The organism is Ancylobacter sp. TW_SC_1, assembly GCF_056836805.1.
This window is the reverse complement of the sequence record NZ_CM166365.1, coordinates 1,596,969-1,612,794: the sequence shown is the minus strand read 5'-3', so window position 1 is coordinate 1,612,794 and position 15,826 is coordinate 1,596,969. Positions and strand designations below refer to the sequence as shown.

Below are 15,826 nucleotides of genomic sequence, written 5' to 3'. Positions count from 1 at the left end.
CATGGCGCCCCGTGTGATCCAGGATCCCATCAAGGGCCCCGGCCATGCCCTTCTCGACGCCGGTATGCCGCTGCCAGGCGATGAGGTGCGACTCCGCCTGCGGCGGCTTGATGCAGAACCGCGCGATCTTGGCCCCGATGGTTGGCAGTCGGGTGCGTTCTGGCTGCCGGCTGCCATCTGCGATGCACGCATCGAGTTGGGCCCGCCTGTCGTTAACCATATCGACGAGCTTGTGGCCGTCGAGATCACCATCGAGGGTGTAGGGCGGCTGGCGCCTCTTGTTTGGCCAGCCCTGCGCCGGTCCTCGGAAGGCGTCTGTCGTCGCGGCCTCGCAACAGACGGCTCGCGACTCCCAGGGCGGGCCACCATCACCTCTCCCATCGGGTCCTCCGGGGACGCGCAGGCCTCACCAACTTCTGCATCTGTAAGTGACGGTGGGGAGTTTGCTGCCGCCCGTGTCCGCGCCGTATCCGAATTGGCCGCGCAGATCTCCGGCTCCTCCTCAGACTTGCAGGAGACAACCTCGCCGCTGCCTCTATGCGATCCGGGTCTTCCGGCTATCCAGAAAACTGACGACGAGCAGGAGGCTGCCGACATCTCGCCGATAAGGGCGGGTGGCCCAGGAACATCGCGTCGGGCAAGGGCGTTCCGCCGAGACTATCTTGTTCTTGCGATGCTCGTTGCGTTGACCTTCGGCATTATAAGCGGAATTCTGTTTGTTGGGCGCGCGAGTCGGCAGGTAGTTCAGAACGACAGCCCGCCCGCCGGACCGACGAGCCCGCAGGCGACAGTCGAGAGCGTCGGTTCGTCCGGCGGTTGCGATGCGCTGACGGCGGATCAGTTCGATCCAGACCGACCGACTACTGTCGCGCATGTCGCCCCCGATCGCTTTCCCCTCGAAACCGTTCAACTTGCCACGGTGACACTGCTGGAATGCCGTGCCCAGTACGAATCGGCACAATCATTGGTTCAGCGGCGCCGCTATGCCTACCAAGTCGGCGTCGCTTTGGCGGGACGTGCGATCCTGTTCGGGCGTCGCGCCTACGCAGCCGAGGCGGTACGCGACATGGATGAGGCTGTGGCGCTGTGGAAGACGGCGTCGGAGGCGGGCTCCGCCGCCGCAGCGTTTAGACTCGGTAAATATTTTGATGGTGCCTACAATGATCTGGCAGGAGGCTTTCATTTCAGTGCGCCAGATCCAGCATTGTCGTCGAATTACATGGTTTCGTCTGCAAATGCCTCGTACCCGGCCGCCATGTTGGAGGCCACGGTTATGTATTACATGGGCTCCAATGGAGTTGAGGTCGATGTAAAAAAGTCTCACGAATATTTAAAATCGGCGGTCGAAATGTCATATCCGCCGACAATGCTTCTATATGGAAATATACAGTACAGTGGTGATATTGACGAGGTGCCCAGGAATGAGCCTGAGGGTATCTCGCTCATGAACCGGGCGTGTGGGTTGGATGCGCAGAAGTACAATCTGGCGCCAGACATCAGGCGAACACTGAGCTTCGATCCGGATCTCCGAAGGCAAATGCCCGAGTGTGACCGGGTAAGCCCGGCCCAGGCTGACGGGCAATGAGCGTTCGGATCACTGAAGATAGAGCGTCTGGCCCGGGTTACGCGCTCATGGTCCTTGGCCCTCCGGTTACGGGGAGCACCGCGCGGCTTGCCTTCCGCCGCCATGAGGGCGAAGGTCGCGATCTTGGGTTGCGGAGCTGGCAGTCCTCGCTGACCTTCCACGAGGTCGAGGCTGTACAGTCGGGGCAGAGTGTGCGGATCGGTCCCGCGATAGTCGACTTGATCGACGAGTTCATGACCGTGGAAATCCTGCTCGAAGGGCATGGAAGCCTGGGCACGGTAATTTGGCCGCAACTGTCTCGTTCGGCACTCCATCTGGTGGCCGGGCGCCTGACCGTGCCGGTGGCAGCAGTGCTTACCGGTGGCAGGACGAACCTCCCACCGGTGGTCCAAGTTTCGATGCAAGCCGACCTCGGCCCCGGCGCCAAGCGCGAGATGCTGTCCGACAAGAACGCACCTGCGTTGCCATTGCCGGCTCCCGGATCTGGTGGGGTGACCCGGGCGAAACCGCCCTCGCCGCCTCCGGTGGAATATCCGCCAGCGGGCCGATCATACCGACGCCTCTTCGCCCTGCTCCCACTAATCGCGGTCGTTACATGGGCCGCACTCGCCTATTTCGGCCTCTATCGCTATGTGGTTTCCGTCAGCGGTCCTATTGAGTTTCATGAGATTGGCCGAGAGAGGTTCGAGCCCTCATCGGCGACGATCACCGTGCGGCGGCCCGACTGGGTCCGGCCATTCGAGGGCTGGTTGATCGAGGTACGCCTGCCCATCGTGGCTGAAATGATGGGTGATAAATGGTTCGATCTGCGATTGGACCAGGGAGAACCCTCGCTATTCCGCTTCGAGCTCATTCCATCGCCGCCGCCTGAGGGTTCGATACCGCCCAAGGTGACGCTGCTACTCACCGACGACCGGCATAATGTGATCGATGAGTTGAGCCCTGTCGTCTTGCGCTCCAAGCCCGCTGCGGCGCCACCTCCCGATCCAGAGGAGGCCTGCAACACCCGCACCGCCGGCCTACTCGACCCCGACCGCCCGCCCGCCGCCGGCTATCTGAACCCGGATGCATCGTTGACCGAGCAGGAGATCGACGTCGCCGTCGAAGCCTGCGAAGCAGCCTATAACCTCGCACAATCCGGTCAGCTCAAGAGGCGCCTCGCCGCTCAGACGGGCGACGCCTTCAGCCTGCGTGCGGTCACATTGGCGCGCGCAGGCGACACAGCTGGCGCCGTCGCTGCTATGGCGCTGGCCAATGAGCGATGGACCTTCGCCGCCGCTAATGGATCGGCGATGGCGCTGAACTATCTTGGGCTGCTCAAGAGCGGCTGGTACAATGACCGCGCTGGCGGATTCTCTTTCTCGCTGGTCGACTATCCAGGGGCAATGACCCTTTTCGTGAGGGCGGCGGAGGTGGGCTACCCGGTCGCGATGGGCACAGTAGGCGCCCTCCTGGTGGACGGCAACTCGGGGATCGCGCGGAATCTGCCGCTTGGCGAGCAGTATCTGCGGGGCGCGATAGACGGCGGCTATGCGCCAGCGGCCATCAGCCTTGGTGCCTACTTCTACTTCGCCGATCTGCCCGGGGCGCGGCGAGATACCGCTGAGGGATTGCGCCTGTTCGGCTTGGCCTGCGCCAGCGAGGTATTCCGGAAGCGCGTGCGCGGGGCGCTCGAATGGGCGTTCGTGTCCCGTGGGCTGCGGGGCCGCGAAATTGTCACTTGCGAAAGGTCAACTCAACAGTGAGCGCCACGCCAAACGCGAATGCAAAAGTGGCGTCATAGGTAATGAAGTATAAGATGTTAATAATAACCGTTTTTCAGCATAGTGTTTGTTAGCCGAACGACTGTCAATTGCTGGCGCTGCAGTGCTCGGATTGCTTGCGGTCCAGCATAACGGAGGGGCCGGCTCTGTTGGATCACATAAATCTAAGTGCCACCATTGTACGCCTGCGCCGCTTGGTAAAAAAGTCGGCCACGACGCTTCGACGGACAATAGCCTGAAACTCCGTGCCCAAAGTGATCTTCAAAGGCGGATGGAAGCGAACGTCGCTCTATCATCGATTCATAATAGCTGCTCGCTCAAAGTGTCCGCGTCATAATCCAGTTGGAATAGTGGAAGAATGTATCGGGCGCGCATGTCGTCAGCAATCTGCACTCGCCTAAACCAAAGCATGCTTTAAGCTGTACCCCCTTGGGGAAGGATGAATGTGATGGCAGACGTCGACATTCTATCGGTCATCGACACGCTTTACGCCGCGGCGCTGGAGCCGGGACGCTGGGAGGAGGCGCTGGCTGCCGTTTCGCAGGCGGTTGGTGCCATCGGGACCACCATCATTCCGCTCGGGACCAGCGGGGTCATGCGATCCATCGCCTCGGCAAACCTCTCGGATGCAAACAAATCCTACCAAGAGACATGGTGGCGGCATGACACCCCAAGTCGTCGCATTGTTACGCGCGGCGTGAAGCCGGGAACAGTTGCGACCGACCGTCTGGTAATGGACGAAGACGAGATCCGCAGTGACCCCTTCTATCAGGAGTTTCTGCGCAACTACGACATCGGGCAGTGCCTTGCCGCAGTCACGCCACTCGGATCGGGGCGCCTTCATTGCATCGCGGCCCAGCGCAGCCTCAGAAAGGAGCTGTTTGAGCGACGTGACTTGGAAACCATGGTGCTCCTGTCACCCCATATTGGCAGGGCGGTCTCAGTGGGCCTTGAATTGGCGGAGGCGCGCCGCATGGCCGCCGATCTCGCCAGCGCGGTCGAACGTTTGGCTTGGGGCGTGGTGCTGTTGGATGCCGAAGGGCTGGCGCGGCACGTCAATCCGACCGCTTTGGCGCTGCTGGGGGACGGTTTCACTATCTTGCATCAGCGCCCCCGCGCGGCGTTGCGTAGCGATGATGCGCGTCTGCAGGCCGCGATTGGATCTGCACTGCCCGGAGGTGGGGCGCCGCCAGGGGGGGTGCTAATTCGACGCCCCAGCGGTAAAGGGCCACTTTACGCCGAAGTGATCCCGGTTCGCTCGCGCCCTGATACGCTTGAAGCCCTGGCCTTCGGCGCCGGGGGGGCCATGCTCCTCATACGAAGCCTCGCGACGGATCCGAAGAGCGTGTCCCACCATCTTATAAGCATGGGCCTCACGCCAGCGGAAACCCGCATTGCTGAATTTATTGGCATCGGCGGCACCCTTCGCTCTGCCGCCGATGCCAACGGAATTACTTATGAGACTGCTCGAACCCACCTTCGCGCAGTCTTCACCAAACTCGGCATAGGCCGACAGTCGGAACTAGTTGCTCTTGTTACTCGCCTCATTTCAAGCGCATCGTCTTAAGGTGGATATGGCCTGCCCCGATTGAGTGGCCCAGTTTGATCCTAGGTGTTTAGTACCGCAGTGTGATGGCGTATCATTAACTCCGTTGGAGAGGGACACGCTATGGGCCAGGTTCTTCACGGGAGCGCCAAGACCAAGCACGCCGTTCGAGCGGAGCTACAGCGATCGAAAGCTTCATCCGCGGAACTCGCGCGACGCTTGCCGATGTGCTCGCCCGCATCGCGGGGATGCCGCAAAGGCGACTCGCCGAACTGCTGCCATGGAACTGGCGAGCGGGTAGCACCGGCAAGCGCGAAGCCACCTGACGGCATGGCCGCCGACGCCAGCGTCTTCACCATCGCGCTCGCAGCCCAGATGCTGGGCGAAACCGAAGATCGGCTCTGGGCGCTCGCCGAGCAGATGGACCCGGAGGACGGCCTCGTCCGGATCCACGACACCGACGAACGCCAGACCATGGCCTTTACGTGCTTCGGCATCGAAACCATCAGGGATCTGATCGCCGATCAACACACGACCGAAAAATCAAGTCCCGCGGCCCTCGCCGGAGGCTTACGGTCCATCCTGGTCTCCTGCGACAGCTTTTGAGCATAGGCGAGCTGCTTTTCCGACGGTCCCGCGCTCGCCAGCCGGCGCGGGCCGAGAAAGGCGCGGCAGATCTCGGCGTCGTCAGTGGCGCCACGCGGCAGGCGCGTGCCTTCACGCTTGGCCTTGTCCCTGGCGGCCGCGAGCATCGCGCCCGAGGGCGGCCGCTTGAAGGTCGGAGATGTCGCCGGCGTCACCTCCGAGAGCCGGGCCACCAGGCCGCCGGCGCGATCGGCTATCTCTCCGATCACCGTATCCGCATCGGCCGAGCCGGCGAGAACGTCATCGAGGCGGGCCTCCATTCGTGCGGTCGCGCCCGGGTCGACGAGTTCCGGAGCGCTTTCACAGAGCAGCTTGTAGAGCCAGAGCGCCAGATCGGTCGGAACCAGTTTCTGCTTGTCCAGGACGAGCATGCCCTGACGCTTCAGCCCTTCCAGGATCGAATCCCGCGTCGCCGGCGTGCCGATGCCCTTCGCCTCCTTCAGGCACCCGCGCTCGGCCTCGTCTTTCATAAAGCGCCAGGCATTGTGCATCGCGTCGATCAGGTCGCCCTCGGTATAGCGCTTGGGGGCGGTCGTCTGACGCGGGTGCGCCTCATGTTCCGGTGCTCTCAATGGCCAGAACGAACTTAAAGCTGGATTAGGGATAAGGGGCAATGTCACGACTACCGATTGAATCCGCTCAATATGCGAGCATTCGCTACACTGAACGGCTGGCTGAAGCCGGCATCGAGCCGTCCGTCGGCAGCGTCGGTGACAGCTATGACAACGCACTCGCCGAGACGGTCAACGGCCTCTACAAGGCCGAGGTCATCCATCGTCGGGGTTCTTGGCGATCCTTCGAGGCCGTCAAGTTCGCCACGCTGACCTGGCTCGACTGGTTCAACCATCTCCGGCTGCTGGAGCCTATCGGCAACATCCCACCGGCCGAAGCCGAGGAACGCTACTACGCGCGGCTCGACGAGGAGCAAATAGCAGCGTGACTTAAACCAAATGGCCTCCGCGAAACGCGGGGCGGGTCAATTGGGTCCTGCCCTTATTGTCTACTCCATTTAGGGGATGTGAAAAAGTTCGCACTTGCTCAGATGTGGCTCCAGTACATCTTAAAGTTAACGAACAGACTCTGGTAGAGACATTTGATCATGATTACCATGCCATCCTTGACCGCCAGGCGTATGCTACCGATTTTAGCCATTTTGACATTGACAATAGCAGGCAGCGCATCGAGCGGAACAATTCCTAAGACGTATTCAGACGCAACCACATTTGTACCACCAGTGTCAAGTTCATGTATGATTCCGACTACAGGGGCGAAATCAGCAATGAAGAAAACCGAGGACTGCGACTCCAATATATCGCGACAACAAGCAGATATACCAATAGTAACTGAGTGCGGCTCGAACCGTCTTTTTTGTAGATAAACACACCGCGTGTGTCCAGCATCGGCTTGGCAGTCAGGTGTGACTGGCAGACGATACGAATGAGTTCCAGCTTCTAGTATGCGGGATACCTTGTGCTTCGTCGCCCATCCGCAATCATGCTTGTTTAAGCAGACGGCTTTCCAGCGTCAGGTCGTCCATGCATTCCTTCAGTGCACGCGCTTCGCGGTGCAGATCCTGGACCTCGCCGCTGGTCGCGGCACGGACTGTGTCATCGGGCAGGCGGCGCTTGCCGGCTTCCATGAACTCCTTCGACCATGTGTAAATAAGGGTGCTGGCCAATACCGTCCTTGCGGCACAGCTCGGCGAACGAACCGCCCGAACCACCAATAAACCGTCTGCCATGGTGGAAACTCGTTCGGCAGCATCCGCCGGTCCGGGCGAAATAGCGCAGTGCGTCGAGCACCTCACGAAGCTCGGTCGCCGGCTCGCGTCAACGCTTCGGGTCCGTCGGCAGGAACGAATGGATGAAGAGCTAGGAATTTCATCGATATAGATTGGAAATGAATAATGAAACGGCAAGTATTTTTACTCGCGTTCTTAGCAGTCACATTTCAGTCAGTGGCATGGTACGTATTTGCTCCATGCGTATATGCACCACCGATAGTAAAATTTCAGAGCGTTTCATTGACTCCTTATGAGCCAGATACGACGATTGCAGAAGGCGGCACGACAAGCCCACAACGGATAAAAGCAGACATTCAGGCGCTGCTCCCATACGCCCGTGAAATTCGCACCTACTCGGCGACACAGGGTATGGAAAACGTACCTAGAATCGCAGCCGATCAAGGGGTCAACGTACATGTAGGTGCGTGGCTAAGCAAAGACAAAGACCGAAATAGGCGCGAGATCGAATCGATAGTAACAATGTCTACGTCAAACGTAGTCAAAAGCATATACGTGGGAAATGAAGTTCTACTGCGCCAAGACATGACGAAAGACGAATTAATAGGGTATATTCGTGAAGTAAAACGTCGAACAGGTAGAATGGTAACGACGGGCGACGTGGCTAGGATATGGATCGAGAATCCCCTTTTAGTCAGCGAGGTCGATTACATATCGGTGCATATCCTACCATACTGGAACAATATCGAAGCCGCAGAAGCGGTCGATTTCGCGATGTCAGAGTATGAAATGCTCAGAAATGCGTACCCCGGAAAGCACATCGTCATCGGCGAATTTGGCTGGCCATCCAGCGGCTTAAATAGATTTGGCTCATTTCCAAGTCGAATTTCGCAAGCGGTAATACTGCGAGACTTCGCTCACCGGGCGAGCAATAATGGCATTTCCTACAATATTATCGAAGGGATAGATCAGCCGTGGAAAATTGAGGAGGGCTCCGTTGGGCCACATTGGGGTTATTTGGATGCAGAAAGAAGACCCAAATTTTCGTTAGAAGGGAATATAACTGATTATCTATGGATAGAAAGAGCAACAATATCAATCATTGCGACATTTATTATTTCACTAATAGTATATCATTACATTCCAACGTCTCATTTTCGCTTGATAGTTGGATCTTTGACAGCTAACGCGTTCGGCATTTGGATTGCGATAGCTGTAGTTGATGTGGCGACGTCATGGCAATACAGCGCAACAATTAAAGCAATATATTCAATATCCATACTATTATTACTTATAATGATGCTAACATGTATGATGAGAATTATTGAAATAATGTCGTGTATTTCACAAAATGGCGCAAAGCGGACATCGGTAAGTGAAAACGGTCCAGAGTACAAGATATCAATTCATGTACCTGCATGTTGCGAGAACATCTCCGTAATTGAACGTTGCATTCGTTCGATTTATATGTTAAACTACTCAAATTTCGAGTGTATATTGATAATAAACAACACTCCAAACGCGCAGGCGCAAATAGCAGAATTGTCGGAACGTTTTGTGCAGCTAGATGATAGGTTTCGTTTTGTAGATGTTGGATACATAAACGGCTACAAAGCCGGAGCGCTAAATATCGCATTAGGTATGACATCGAATGATGCCGATGTTATTGCCATTGTCGATGCCGATTACATCGTACATCCAGATTGGCTAAAAAACACGACCCGTGGATTCGAGCAAGACAACGTCGCTATTGTTCAAGTGCCCCAAGATCACAGAGACGGTGATGTGTCTCGAATCAATTCGTGGATGAATGCAGAGTACGCTGGTTTCTTTGATGTTGGAATGGTCGAGCGTGACAAAATCAACGCGATCGTAACACATGGAACCATGTGCCAGATACGTCGATCCGCTCTTGAAGATGTGGGAGGGTGGCCAACTGACACAATTTGCGAAGATACTGACCTCGGAATAGAGCTCATGTCTCGCGGATGGAATGCTATATATACACGCGAACGACTAGGTTGGGGGTTGCTTCCGTCGGACTATAGGGCTTATCGTAAACAACGATATCGATGGGTATTTGGTGGAGTACAAATTGCTATAAAACACAAATCGTCGCTGTTTTCTTCATCGAATAAAATGTCATTTAGCCAAAGGTATATGTTTATATCCGGATGGATTTCGTGGATGGGTTGTGAAACGGCGGGTGCAATTATGGCTGCTTCAAATATTGGGTGGTCTATGTATGCGTCTGGTAGGTGGGGTATTGCGGCGCCGAATTTTTGGTTAACAGTACCTCTTGGTATCGTGTTCATCATACAATTAATACATTTTCATACTACGTATTATTGTCGTGTGAATGCAGGTTGGTCACTTAGAGTTGGGGCATCATTACTTGCTGCAAGTCTTCAATCGACCGTCATGCACGCGACAATAATGGCACTTTGCTACCGGGTAGGCGTTTTCGAACGAACATCAAAGGGCGTCGGATTATCCAGCTTCTCAGTTCCGTGGGTCGATATTGCAATGGCATTTGGACTTATATATGGGTCCGTAGCAATGTATGAAGGAAACTTCGATCAAGTTGTCGAGATAAATGTGTTCTGTATAATAATGTTAATTCAGAGCATACCGTATATTTTGGCGTCGGTGTTAAGTTTGTTTACGTGGAATGGCACATCAGGAATATTAGGTTCGAGCCTCATATCATCCTTGACGCGATAGAGGTGGGCGATTCGCAGCGGGGCTTCACTGGCGATCGGCGCGGGGCCGGTCTGGGCCTACTCGTAGAGGCGCCGCCGAACATGCGCCCAGCAGAACGCTAGTGGATTGACCGATACGGAAGAGTCCGTTGGTGGATTCCGTTTGGCGCCGGCCTGTGCTTGTCTGGCGCATGCGCGACGGGATCACGTTCACTGATCTGATCCCCGAGAACTGGACCGTTTGAAACTGGAGTTTTCCGCGTCAAAATCCCTGGGCTGGGAGGAGCGGAAGACGATGAAGGCTGTCCGTCGTCAGAACATTTGGCGCAACTCGCGGGGTAAATTAGCGGAGTGCGGGCCTCGTCTGGGGGTTGATGTTAGGCGGCGAGCTTGCGGTGCTGCAAGCGCCGATGTTCGATGGTCTGTCGCTTGATCCTTTCACGCTGTTGGATGACCGCCGGAGCCCTTCCGAAGTAGGTGTCGGCGGGCGTCACATTGTTCAGGCTCTCGTGGTAACGCTGGTGATTGTAGTGTTCGACGAAGGCCTCGATCTGGGCCTCGAGATCGCCGGGCAGGAAGTAGTTTTCCAATAGGATGCGGTTCTTCAGGGTCTGATGCCAGCGTTCGATCTTGCCCTGGGTCTGGGGATGCATCGGGGCGCCGCGCACATGGCTCATTTTCCGGGCCTCAATGTATTCCGCAAGTTCGCCGGCGATGTAGCTGGGACCATTATCGCTGAGCAGCCTGGGCTTGTGCAGCACCGTGGCGCTGTCGCAGCCGGAAGCCGCCAGAGCCAGGTCCAGCGTGTCGGTCACGTCCTCGGCCCGCATGTTGGTGCACAGCTTCCAGGCGATGATGTAGCGCGAGAAGTCATCGAGGACGGTCGACAGGTACATCCAGCCCCACCCAATGATCTTGAAGTAGGTAAAATCAGTCTGCCACATCTCGTTCGGCCGGGTGGTCTTGGTGTGGAACTGATCGGCGGCCTTGATCACGACATAGGCCGGGCTGGTGATCAGATCCTGGGCCTTCAACAGGCGGTAAACCGCGGATTCTGACACGAAGTAGCGTTTCTCGTCGGTGAAGCGCACCGCCAGTTCGCGGGGGCTGAGGTCGGTCGCCTCCAGCGCCATCTCCACGATCTGATCCTGGATGTCGCGGCCGATCCGGTTCCACACCCGGCTCGGCGCCGATGGCCGATCCTCCAGCGCCTCCGGCCCGCCCTCAAGATAACGGTCATACCAGCGGTAGAACGTCCGACGGGCGACGCCCAACTGGTCGAGCGTGCGTTTGGCGGGCAGGTGCGACTGTTCCACGATCCGGATGATCTCGAGCTTTTCGGATGCGGGATACCTCATTCGTCGTCGCCCCCATCCGCAATCATGCTTTTTTTGAGCAACCGGTTTTCCAGCGTCAGGTCCGCCACGCATTCCTTCAAAGCACGGGTTTCGCGGCGCAGATCCTGGACCTCACCGGTGGTCGCCGCGCGGGCAGTATCGCCGGCCAGGCGGCGCTTCCCCGCTTCCATGAACTCCTTCGACCAAGTGTAGTACAGGCTCTGGGCGATGCCTTCCTTGCGGCACAGCTCCGCAATGCTGTCCTCGCCGCGCAGCCCATCGAGCACGATGCGGATTTTGTCCTCGGCCGAGAAATGGCGACGCGTCTGCCGCCGAATATCCTTCACAACACGCTCAGCAGGGGCCTTTGTCGGCGATTTTTTCAAGGAGGGTTGGGCCTTCATCTTCGTTCCTTCGTCACTACGACGAAGCCCCAACCCTCCTTAAATCACAACCTCAAATCTGTGCCATTGGTGCTGACGGCGGACAGAGCGCGACAACGGACTGTCCTACACTTCGGACGAGATCACGATCGGCTCCGGAGCCAAGCAGGTCATTTACAACGCGATGATGGCTTCGCTGAACCCCGGCGATGAAGTAATCATTCCGACACCCTATTGGGTATCCTACGCCGATATCATCCGCATTGTCGGCGGAACCCCTGTCTTTGTGGCGTGTCAGCCCGAAAGGGGGTTTCGCCTCGCGGCGGACGATCTCGAACGGGCGATCACCTCACGCACGCGTTGGATCATTCTGAACTCGCCCTCCAACCCTTCAGGGGCGGTCTATATGAGAAGCGACTACACGGAAATTCTCACCGTGTTGCTCCGATATCCTCGTGTGTGGGTCCTCTGCGACGACATGTACGAGCACATCGTCTTCGACGGGACCCGCTTCGAGACGCCCACCAGCGTAGAGCCGGAGCTCAGGTCGCGGACGCTCACCGTCAATGGCGTTTCGAAATGTTACGCAATGACCGGCTGGCGGATTGGTTATGGCGGAGGCCCCGCAGAATTGATCAAGGCCATGGCCATGGTTCAGAGCCAATCGACCTCCTGCCCTTCGTCCGTCAGCCAAGCGGCGGCCGCTGCCGCCCTAGATGGCCCGCAGGACAGTGTTGAGTGCCAAAGGCGTGCCTTCGAGGAGCGGCGCAACGTCGTCCTTTCGAAGCTTGCCGGGATTGATGGGCTGAGTTGCGTGCCGCCGCAGGGGGCCTACTACGCCTTCGTGGATTGTTCCGGCGTCCTTGGTCGCCGCTCGCGCGATGGCACGGTGATCTCCACCGATAGGGCGTTCTGCCACTATCTCTTGGAAACGGTGCGCGTTGCCGTGATTCCGGGCGCGGCCTTCGGGTTGTCCCCTTACTTCCGACTTTCCTTTGCGGCATCTATGGATGAACTGGAGGCGGGTCTTGAACGTATCAGCCAGGCGGTACAGGAGCTAACACTATAGTATTACTATAGTGTTAGCATGGCGTGGCGACCAAAAGATCACCATCAGCCCGGATCACTTCTCAGTGGAAATCCAGGGTCAGTTCTCCACGGAAATCAACAACCTTATCTCAAGCGGCGCTCTTACCGCGCTTTTTCGTGAGAATGATGCGGACGAACTTATCCCACTTGGCCATGCCGGCGCGCTTCTCAGCCATGTAGTTCCACCGGTCGTAGTGGCGTGAGCTGACGTCCTGCAGCGCATGGTTCTGCAGCCGGTCACGAATTTCCTTGCTGACGCCCGCCTTGCCGGCGAGCGTCTTGAAGGTCCGGCGCAGATCCCGGTTCGTGGCATGCGGGATGACGCCACGATCACGCTGGCGCCACACGAAGCTGTAAAGCGTGGCGTGGCTGACAGGCCGCGTCGGGTCCTTGGCCGACGGGAAAAACCAGCCGAACTCGTTCGGTGTGATCGATTCGATGAGTTCGGCCGCAAGTGATGGCATCGGAACGGCATGAGGCTGCAGGTTCTTCGTCGTCGACCAGTCGATGATCCGCTCGCTGGCGTCCCACTGATCGACATGAAGACGGGCGATCTCCTCCACCCGCTGTCCGGTCAGCATGATCAGTTGCACCGCTCGGGCATAGGGGGGATGGACCGGCGTGTCGGGACATTCCAGCCAGCGATAGAATTGGACGAACTCATCCTCGCTCAGCCACCGGGTTCCCTGCACTTTCGACTCGGTCGGAATGCCGGAGGCCGGATTGAACGGGATACGGAAACGACGGGGTGAGGCGTGACGGTAGTCATTGTCCGACTTCATGCCCCAGCCATAGGCGGCATGGATATAGCCCCGCACATGGTCGGCCATCGATCGGGAACCACGCTCGTAGATCGGCCGGATCAGTTCGACGATCTCCTCCGGCTCGATCTCTCGTGCTAGGCGGTTCCAACCCAACGTCCCGGCGATCTTGTTGAGCCCCTTCTCCGTTTCTTTCCAGGATGGCTTGTTCGCCGCCTTCAGCGAGGCGACATAGCCCTCAAACAGACCCGCGACCGTGCCCGGTCGGGTGTCCGTGGTGATCTTGATGCTCCGACCCTTCTGGATCACATCAGCATAGTCGCGCTTGAACACCTCCCTCGCCTGCGCCAGCGACATGGAAGGGTAGGCGCCGAGCTTTTTCTTCGTCCGCTTTCCATCCCGCCATTGCTGTGCCATCCAGTCAGCGGTCACCCGCTTCGGCATGGGCTTCAGGATCAGCACCAGCCGCCCCGTCCCCCGCCCTTCCCCATCCGGCAGGTTCTCCTGCTTCCGGCTCATCTCCACTCGCTTCATGGCGTGGCGGATAGCGGTGTCGCTCAGGTTTGGCATGGCGTATCTCCTGCCCAGGAACTGGGATCGGTCGAGGAGAAAGCGGGATCGCCGACTGGGATCGGAAAGCGCCCCTCTGTCCCTTTTACCGCCCCCACTATTCCATAATGGCCGACCGTACGCAAAGCGCCGAAACGCAGCAAATATAATGGTTACGTTATGGTACGCTGCAGTCAGATAACGTGACCCAAATTGCGATAGTGGGATGGTTGTGGACGAGGATGATCGCGCTCGCCGCCACCTCCAGCGCGCGCTTGACCACCTCGCGCGGATAGACCGGCGTGTGGTCCACCGTGCCGCGCTGCTGCACCTCGTCGAGGATCAGCTGGTTGCGCTTGTCGAGAAACAGGATGCGGAACTGCTCCTGCTCGGCGAAGGCCATGGCGGCGCGGCAATGGGCGATCACCGCACTCCACGAGGACAGCACCGGCCGCTCGCGCATCTTGCCGCGCGTCACCCGTTCCACCGCGGCCCCGATGAGCTTGAGCTCGGTGACGATCGCCTCACCCACGCCCTTCACCTCGCGCAGCCGGCCGGGCGGCGCGGCGATCACCTCGGCGAAGGAGCCGAAACGGTCGATAAGTCCTTTGGCGAGCGGCTTCACATCCGCCCGGGAGACGGCGCGAAACAGCACGAGTTCGAGCAGCTCATAGTCCGGCAGCGCGTCGCCGCCGGCCTGGCGGAAGCGTTCGCGCAACCGGTCGCGATGGCCGAGGAAATGCGGCCCCGCCTCGGCCAGACCGGGCGGAACCGCAGCGCCTCGATCCGGCGCGAGGGCGGCCGGCACCGGATCGTCGCCGCCGTTCCGCCCTGCCCTGTTGCGCGCCATGCGGGCTCCCGCGTCGATCAGTCGTTGCTGAAGATCGGCTTGTGATAGCCCTTGGGCGAGAGGGTGAAGATCTCGCAGCCGGTCTCGGTGACGCCCACGGCGTGCTCGAACTGCGCCGACAGCGAGCGGTCGCGCGTGACCGCCGTCCAGCCGTCGGACAGCACCTTCACATGCGGCCGGCCGAGATTGATCATCGGCTCGATGGTGAAGATCATGCCGGGCAGCAGCTCCGGCCCGTCGCCGCGCCGGCCGACATGGACGATGTTCGGCTCGTCGTGGAAGAGCTGGCCGACGCCGTGACCGCAGAAATCGCGCACCACACTCATGTGGAACGGCTCGACGAATTCCTGGATCGCCGCGCCGATGTCGCCGACATGATGGCCCGGCTTCACCTCGGCGATGCCGCGCATCATCGATTCATAGGTGACGTCGAGCAGCCGCTCGGCGCGGCGCGGAATCGCGCCCACCGGGAACATGCGGCTCGAATCGCCATACCAGCCGTCGACGATCAGCGTCACGTCGACATTGACGATGTCGCCCTCGCGCAGCGGCTTGTCGTTCGGAATGCCGTGGCAGACGACATGGTTGATCGAGGTACAGGTGGACTTGCGGTAGCCACGATACATCAGCGTGGCCGGCAGCGCGCCATGGTCCATGGCGAACTCGAACACCAGCTGGTCGATCGCCTCGGTGCTGACGCCGGGCGCCACCAGCTCGTGCACGAGATCGAGCGCCTCCGCCGTGATGCGCCCCGCCTTGCGCATGCCGGCAAAGCCCTCGGGGCCGTGCAGCTTGATATGGCCGGTCTTGCGCAGCGGCGCGCCGGCGGCCTCCACATAGCTCATCGTTCAAAGTCCAGTAGAAGAAAACCTGTC

The 15,826-nt window shown here is 58.6% G+C and carries 9 protein-coding genes and 6 pseudogenes; 7 read left to right on the top strand and 8 right to left on the bottom strand.

What is annotated here, in order from left to right:
• The first annotated feature begins 1 nt into the window (after window position 1).
• The 4 genes and pseudogenes from AC1PZ7_RS07380 to AC1PZ7_RS07365 form a co-directional block, all read left to right on the top strand.
• The gene (locus AC1PZ7_RS07380; RefSeq protein ID WP_482358834.1) at window positions 2-1,585 is read left to right on the top strand and encodes an SEL1-like repeat protein; all 1,584 of its coding nucleotides are present in this window, start codon (window positions 2-4) and stop codon (window positions 1,583-1,585) included.
• Between the two features lie 218 nt (window positions 1,586-1,803).
• Window positions 1,804-3,330, top strand: a complete 1,527-nt coding sequence (locus tag AC1PZ7_RS07375; RefSeq protein WP_482358833.1) for a tetratricopeptide repeat protein — start codon at window positions 1,804-1,806, stop codon at window positions 3,328-3,330.
• Between the two features lie 466 nt (window positions 3,331-3,796).
• Window positions 3,797-4,915 (top strand): helix-turn-helix transcriptional regulator, encoded by a 1,119-nt coding sequence (locus tag AC1PZ7_RS07370; RefSeq protein WP_482358832.1) that lies wholly within the window; start codon window positions 3,797-3,799, stop codon window positions 4,913-4,915.
• Window positions 4,916-5,017: 102 nt separating this feature from the next.
• Window positions 5,018-5,113 (top strand): annotated as a pseudogene (locus tag AC1PZ7_RS07365) (IS481 family transposase); the annotation flags it as partial.
• 305 nt (window positions 5,114-5,418) lie between these two features.
• Here AC1PZ7_RS07365 and AC1PZ7_RS07360 read toward each other — a convergent pair.
• Window positions 5,419-6,159, bottom strand: a complete 741-nt coding sequence (locus tag AC1PZ7_RS07360; protein ID WP_482358831.1) for a DNA topoisomerase — start codon at window positions 6,157-6,159, stop codon at window positions 5,419-5,421.
• A gap of 17 nt (window positions 6,160-6,176) precedes the next feature.
• Between AC1PZ7_RS07360 and AC1PZ7_RS07355 the strand changes: the two are divergent.
• Window positions 6,177-6,479: pseudogene (locus AC1PZ7_RS07355) on the top strand (integrase core domain-containing protein); the annotation flags it as partial.
• Window positions 6,480-6,918: 439 nt separating this feature from the next.
• On the opposite strand, the pseudogene AC1PZ7_RS07350 reads toward AC1PZ7_RS07355, so the two are convergent.
• Together AC1PZ7_RS07350 and AC1PZ7_RS07345 are read right to left on the bottom strand one after the other, a co-directional pair.
• Window positions 6,919-7,248 (bottom strand): annotated as a pseudogene (locus tag AC1PZ7_RS07350) (IS3 family transposase); the annotation flags it as partial.
• Window positions 7,238-7,353 (bottom strand): annotated as a pseudogene (locus AC1PZ7_RS07345) (transposase); the annotation flags it as partial. The pseudogenes AC1PZ7_RS07350 and AC1PZ7_RS07345, both read right to left, overlap by 11 nt.
• A 92-nt stretch (window positions 7,354-7,445) precedes the next feature.
• Between AC1PZ7_RS07345 and AC1PZ7_RS07340 the strand changes: the two are divergent.
• Complete coding sequence (locus AC1PZ7_RS07340) at window positions 7,446-10,004, top strand: glycosyltransferase (protein ID WP_482358830.1); 2,559 nt, start codon at window positions 7,446-7,448, stop codon at window positions 10,002-10,004.
• Here the strand turns inward: AC1PZ7_RS07340 and AC1PZ7_RS07335 are convergent.
• Together AC1PZ7_RS07335 and AC1PZ7_RS07330 are read right to left on the bottom strand one after the other, a co-directional pair.
• Window positions 9,971-10,105 (bottom strand): annotated as a pseudogene (locus tag AC1PZ7_RS07335) (IS66 family transposase); the annotation flags it as partial. The gene AC1PZ7_RS07340 and the pseudogene AC1PZ7_RS07335 sit on opposite strands and share 34 nt — an antisense overlap.
• A gap of 254 nt (window positions 10,106-10,359) precedes the next feature.
• Window positions 10,360-11,723 (bottom strand): IS3 family transposase gene (locus AC1PZ7_RS07330; protein WP_482359592.1). Its coding sequence is split into 2 segments (ribosomal slippage): window positions 10,360-11,373 and window positions 11,376-11,723, totalling 1,362 coding nucleotides; the frame shifts between segments, so codons are not numbered across the junction.
• Between the two features lie 85 nt (window positions 11,724-11,808).
• Between AC1PZ7_RS07330 and AC1PZ7_RS07325 the strand changes: the two are divergent.
• Window positions 11,809-12,771 (top strand): annotated as a pseudogene (locus AC1PZ7_RS07325) (pyridoxal phosphate-dependent aminotransferase); the annotation flags it as partial.
• A 109-nt stretch (window positions 12,772-12,880) separates the two neighbouring features.
• On the opposite strand, the gene AC1PZ7_RS07320 reads toward AC1PZ7_RS07325, so the two are convergent.
• From AC1PZ7_RS07320 to map, 3 genes are all read right to left on the bottom strand, one after another.
• Window positions 12,881-14,122 carry a tyrosine-type recombinase/integrase gene (locus tag AC1PZ7_RS07320; protein ID WP_482358829.1) on the bottom strand — a complete coding sequence of 414 codons (1,242 nt, stop codon included), beginning with the start codon at window positions 14,120-14,122 and terminating at the stop codon, window positions 12,881-12,883.
• A gap of 157 nt (window positions 14,123-14,279) precedes the next feature.
• Window positions 14,280-14,951: a JAB domain-containing protein gene (locus tag AC1PZ7_RS07315; RefSeq protein ID WP_482358828.1), complete on the bottom strand. Its 672-nt coding sequence runs from the start codon at window positions 14,949-14,951 to the stop codon at window positions 14,280-14,282.
• Window positions 14,952-14,968: 17 nt separating this feature from the next.
• Window positions 14,969-15,796 carry a type I methionyl aminopeptidase gene (gene map / locus AC1PZ7_RS07310; RefSeq protein WP_482358827.1) on the bottom strand — a complete coding sequence of 276 codons (828 nt, stop codon included), beginning with the start codon at window positions 15,794-15,796 and terminating at the stop codon, window positions 14,969-14,971.
• Window positions 15,797-15,826 lie beyond the last annotated feature (30 nt).

Bases quoted from the DNA above. Each gene is read 5' to 3' on its own strand.
- AC1PZ7_RS07380 (WP_482358834.1), top strand. From the start codon at position 2: ATGGCGCCCCGTGTGATCCAGGATCCCATCAAGGGCCCCGGCCATGCC.
- AC1PZ7_RS07370 (WP_482358832.1), top strand. From the start codon at position 3,797: ATGGCAGACGTCGACATTCTATCGGTCATCGACACGCTTTACGCCGCG.
- AC1PZ7_RS07340 (WP_482358830.1), top strand. From the start codon at position 7,446: ATGAAACGGCAAGTATTTTTACTCGCGTTCTTAGCAGTCACATTTCAG.
- AC1PZ7_RS07320 (WP_482358829.1), bottom strand. From the start codon at position 14,122: ATGCCAAACCTGAGCGACACCGCTATCCGCCACGCCATGAAGCGAGTG.
- AC1PZ7_RS07315 (WP_482358828.1), bottom strand. From the start codon at position 14,951: ATGGCGCGCAACAGGGCAGGGCGGAACGGCGGCGACGATCCGGTGCCG.
- map (WP_482358827.1), bottom strand. From the start codon at position 15,796: ATGAGCTATGTGGAGGCCGCCGGCGCGCCGCTGCGCAAGACCGGCCAT.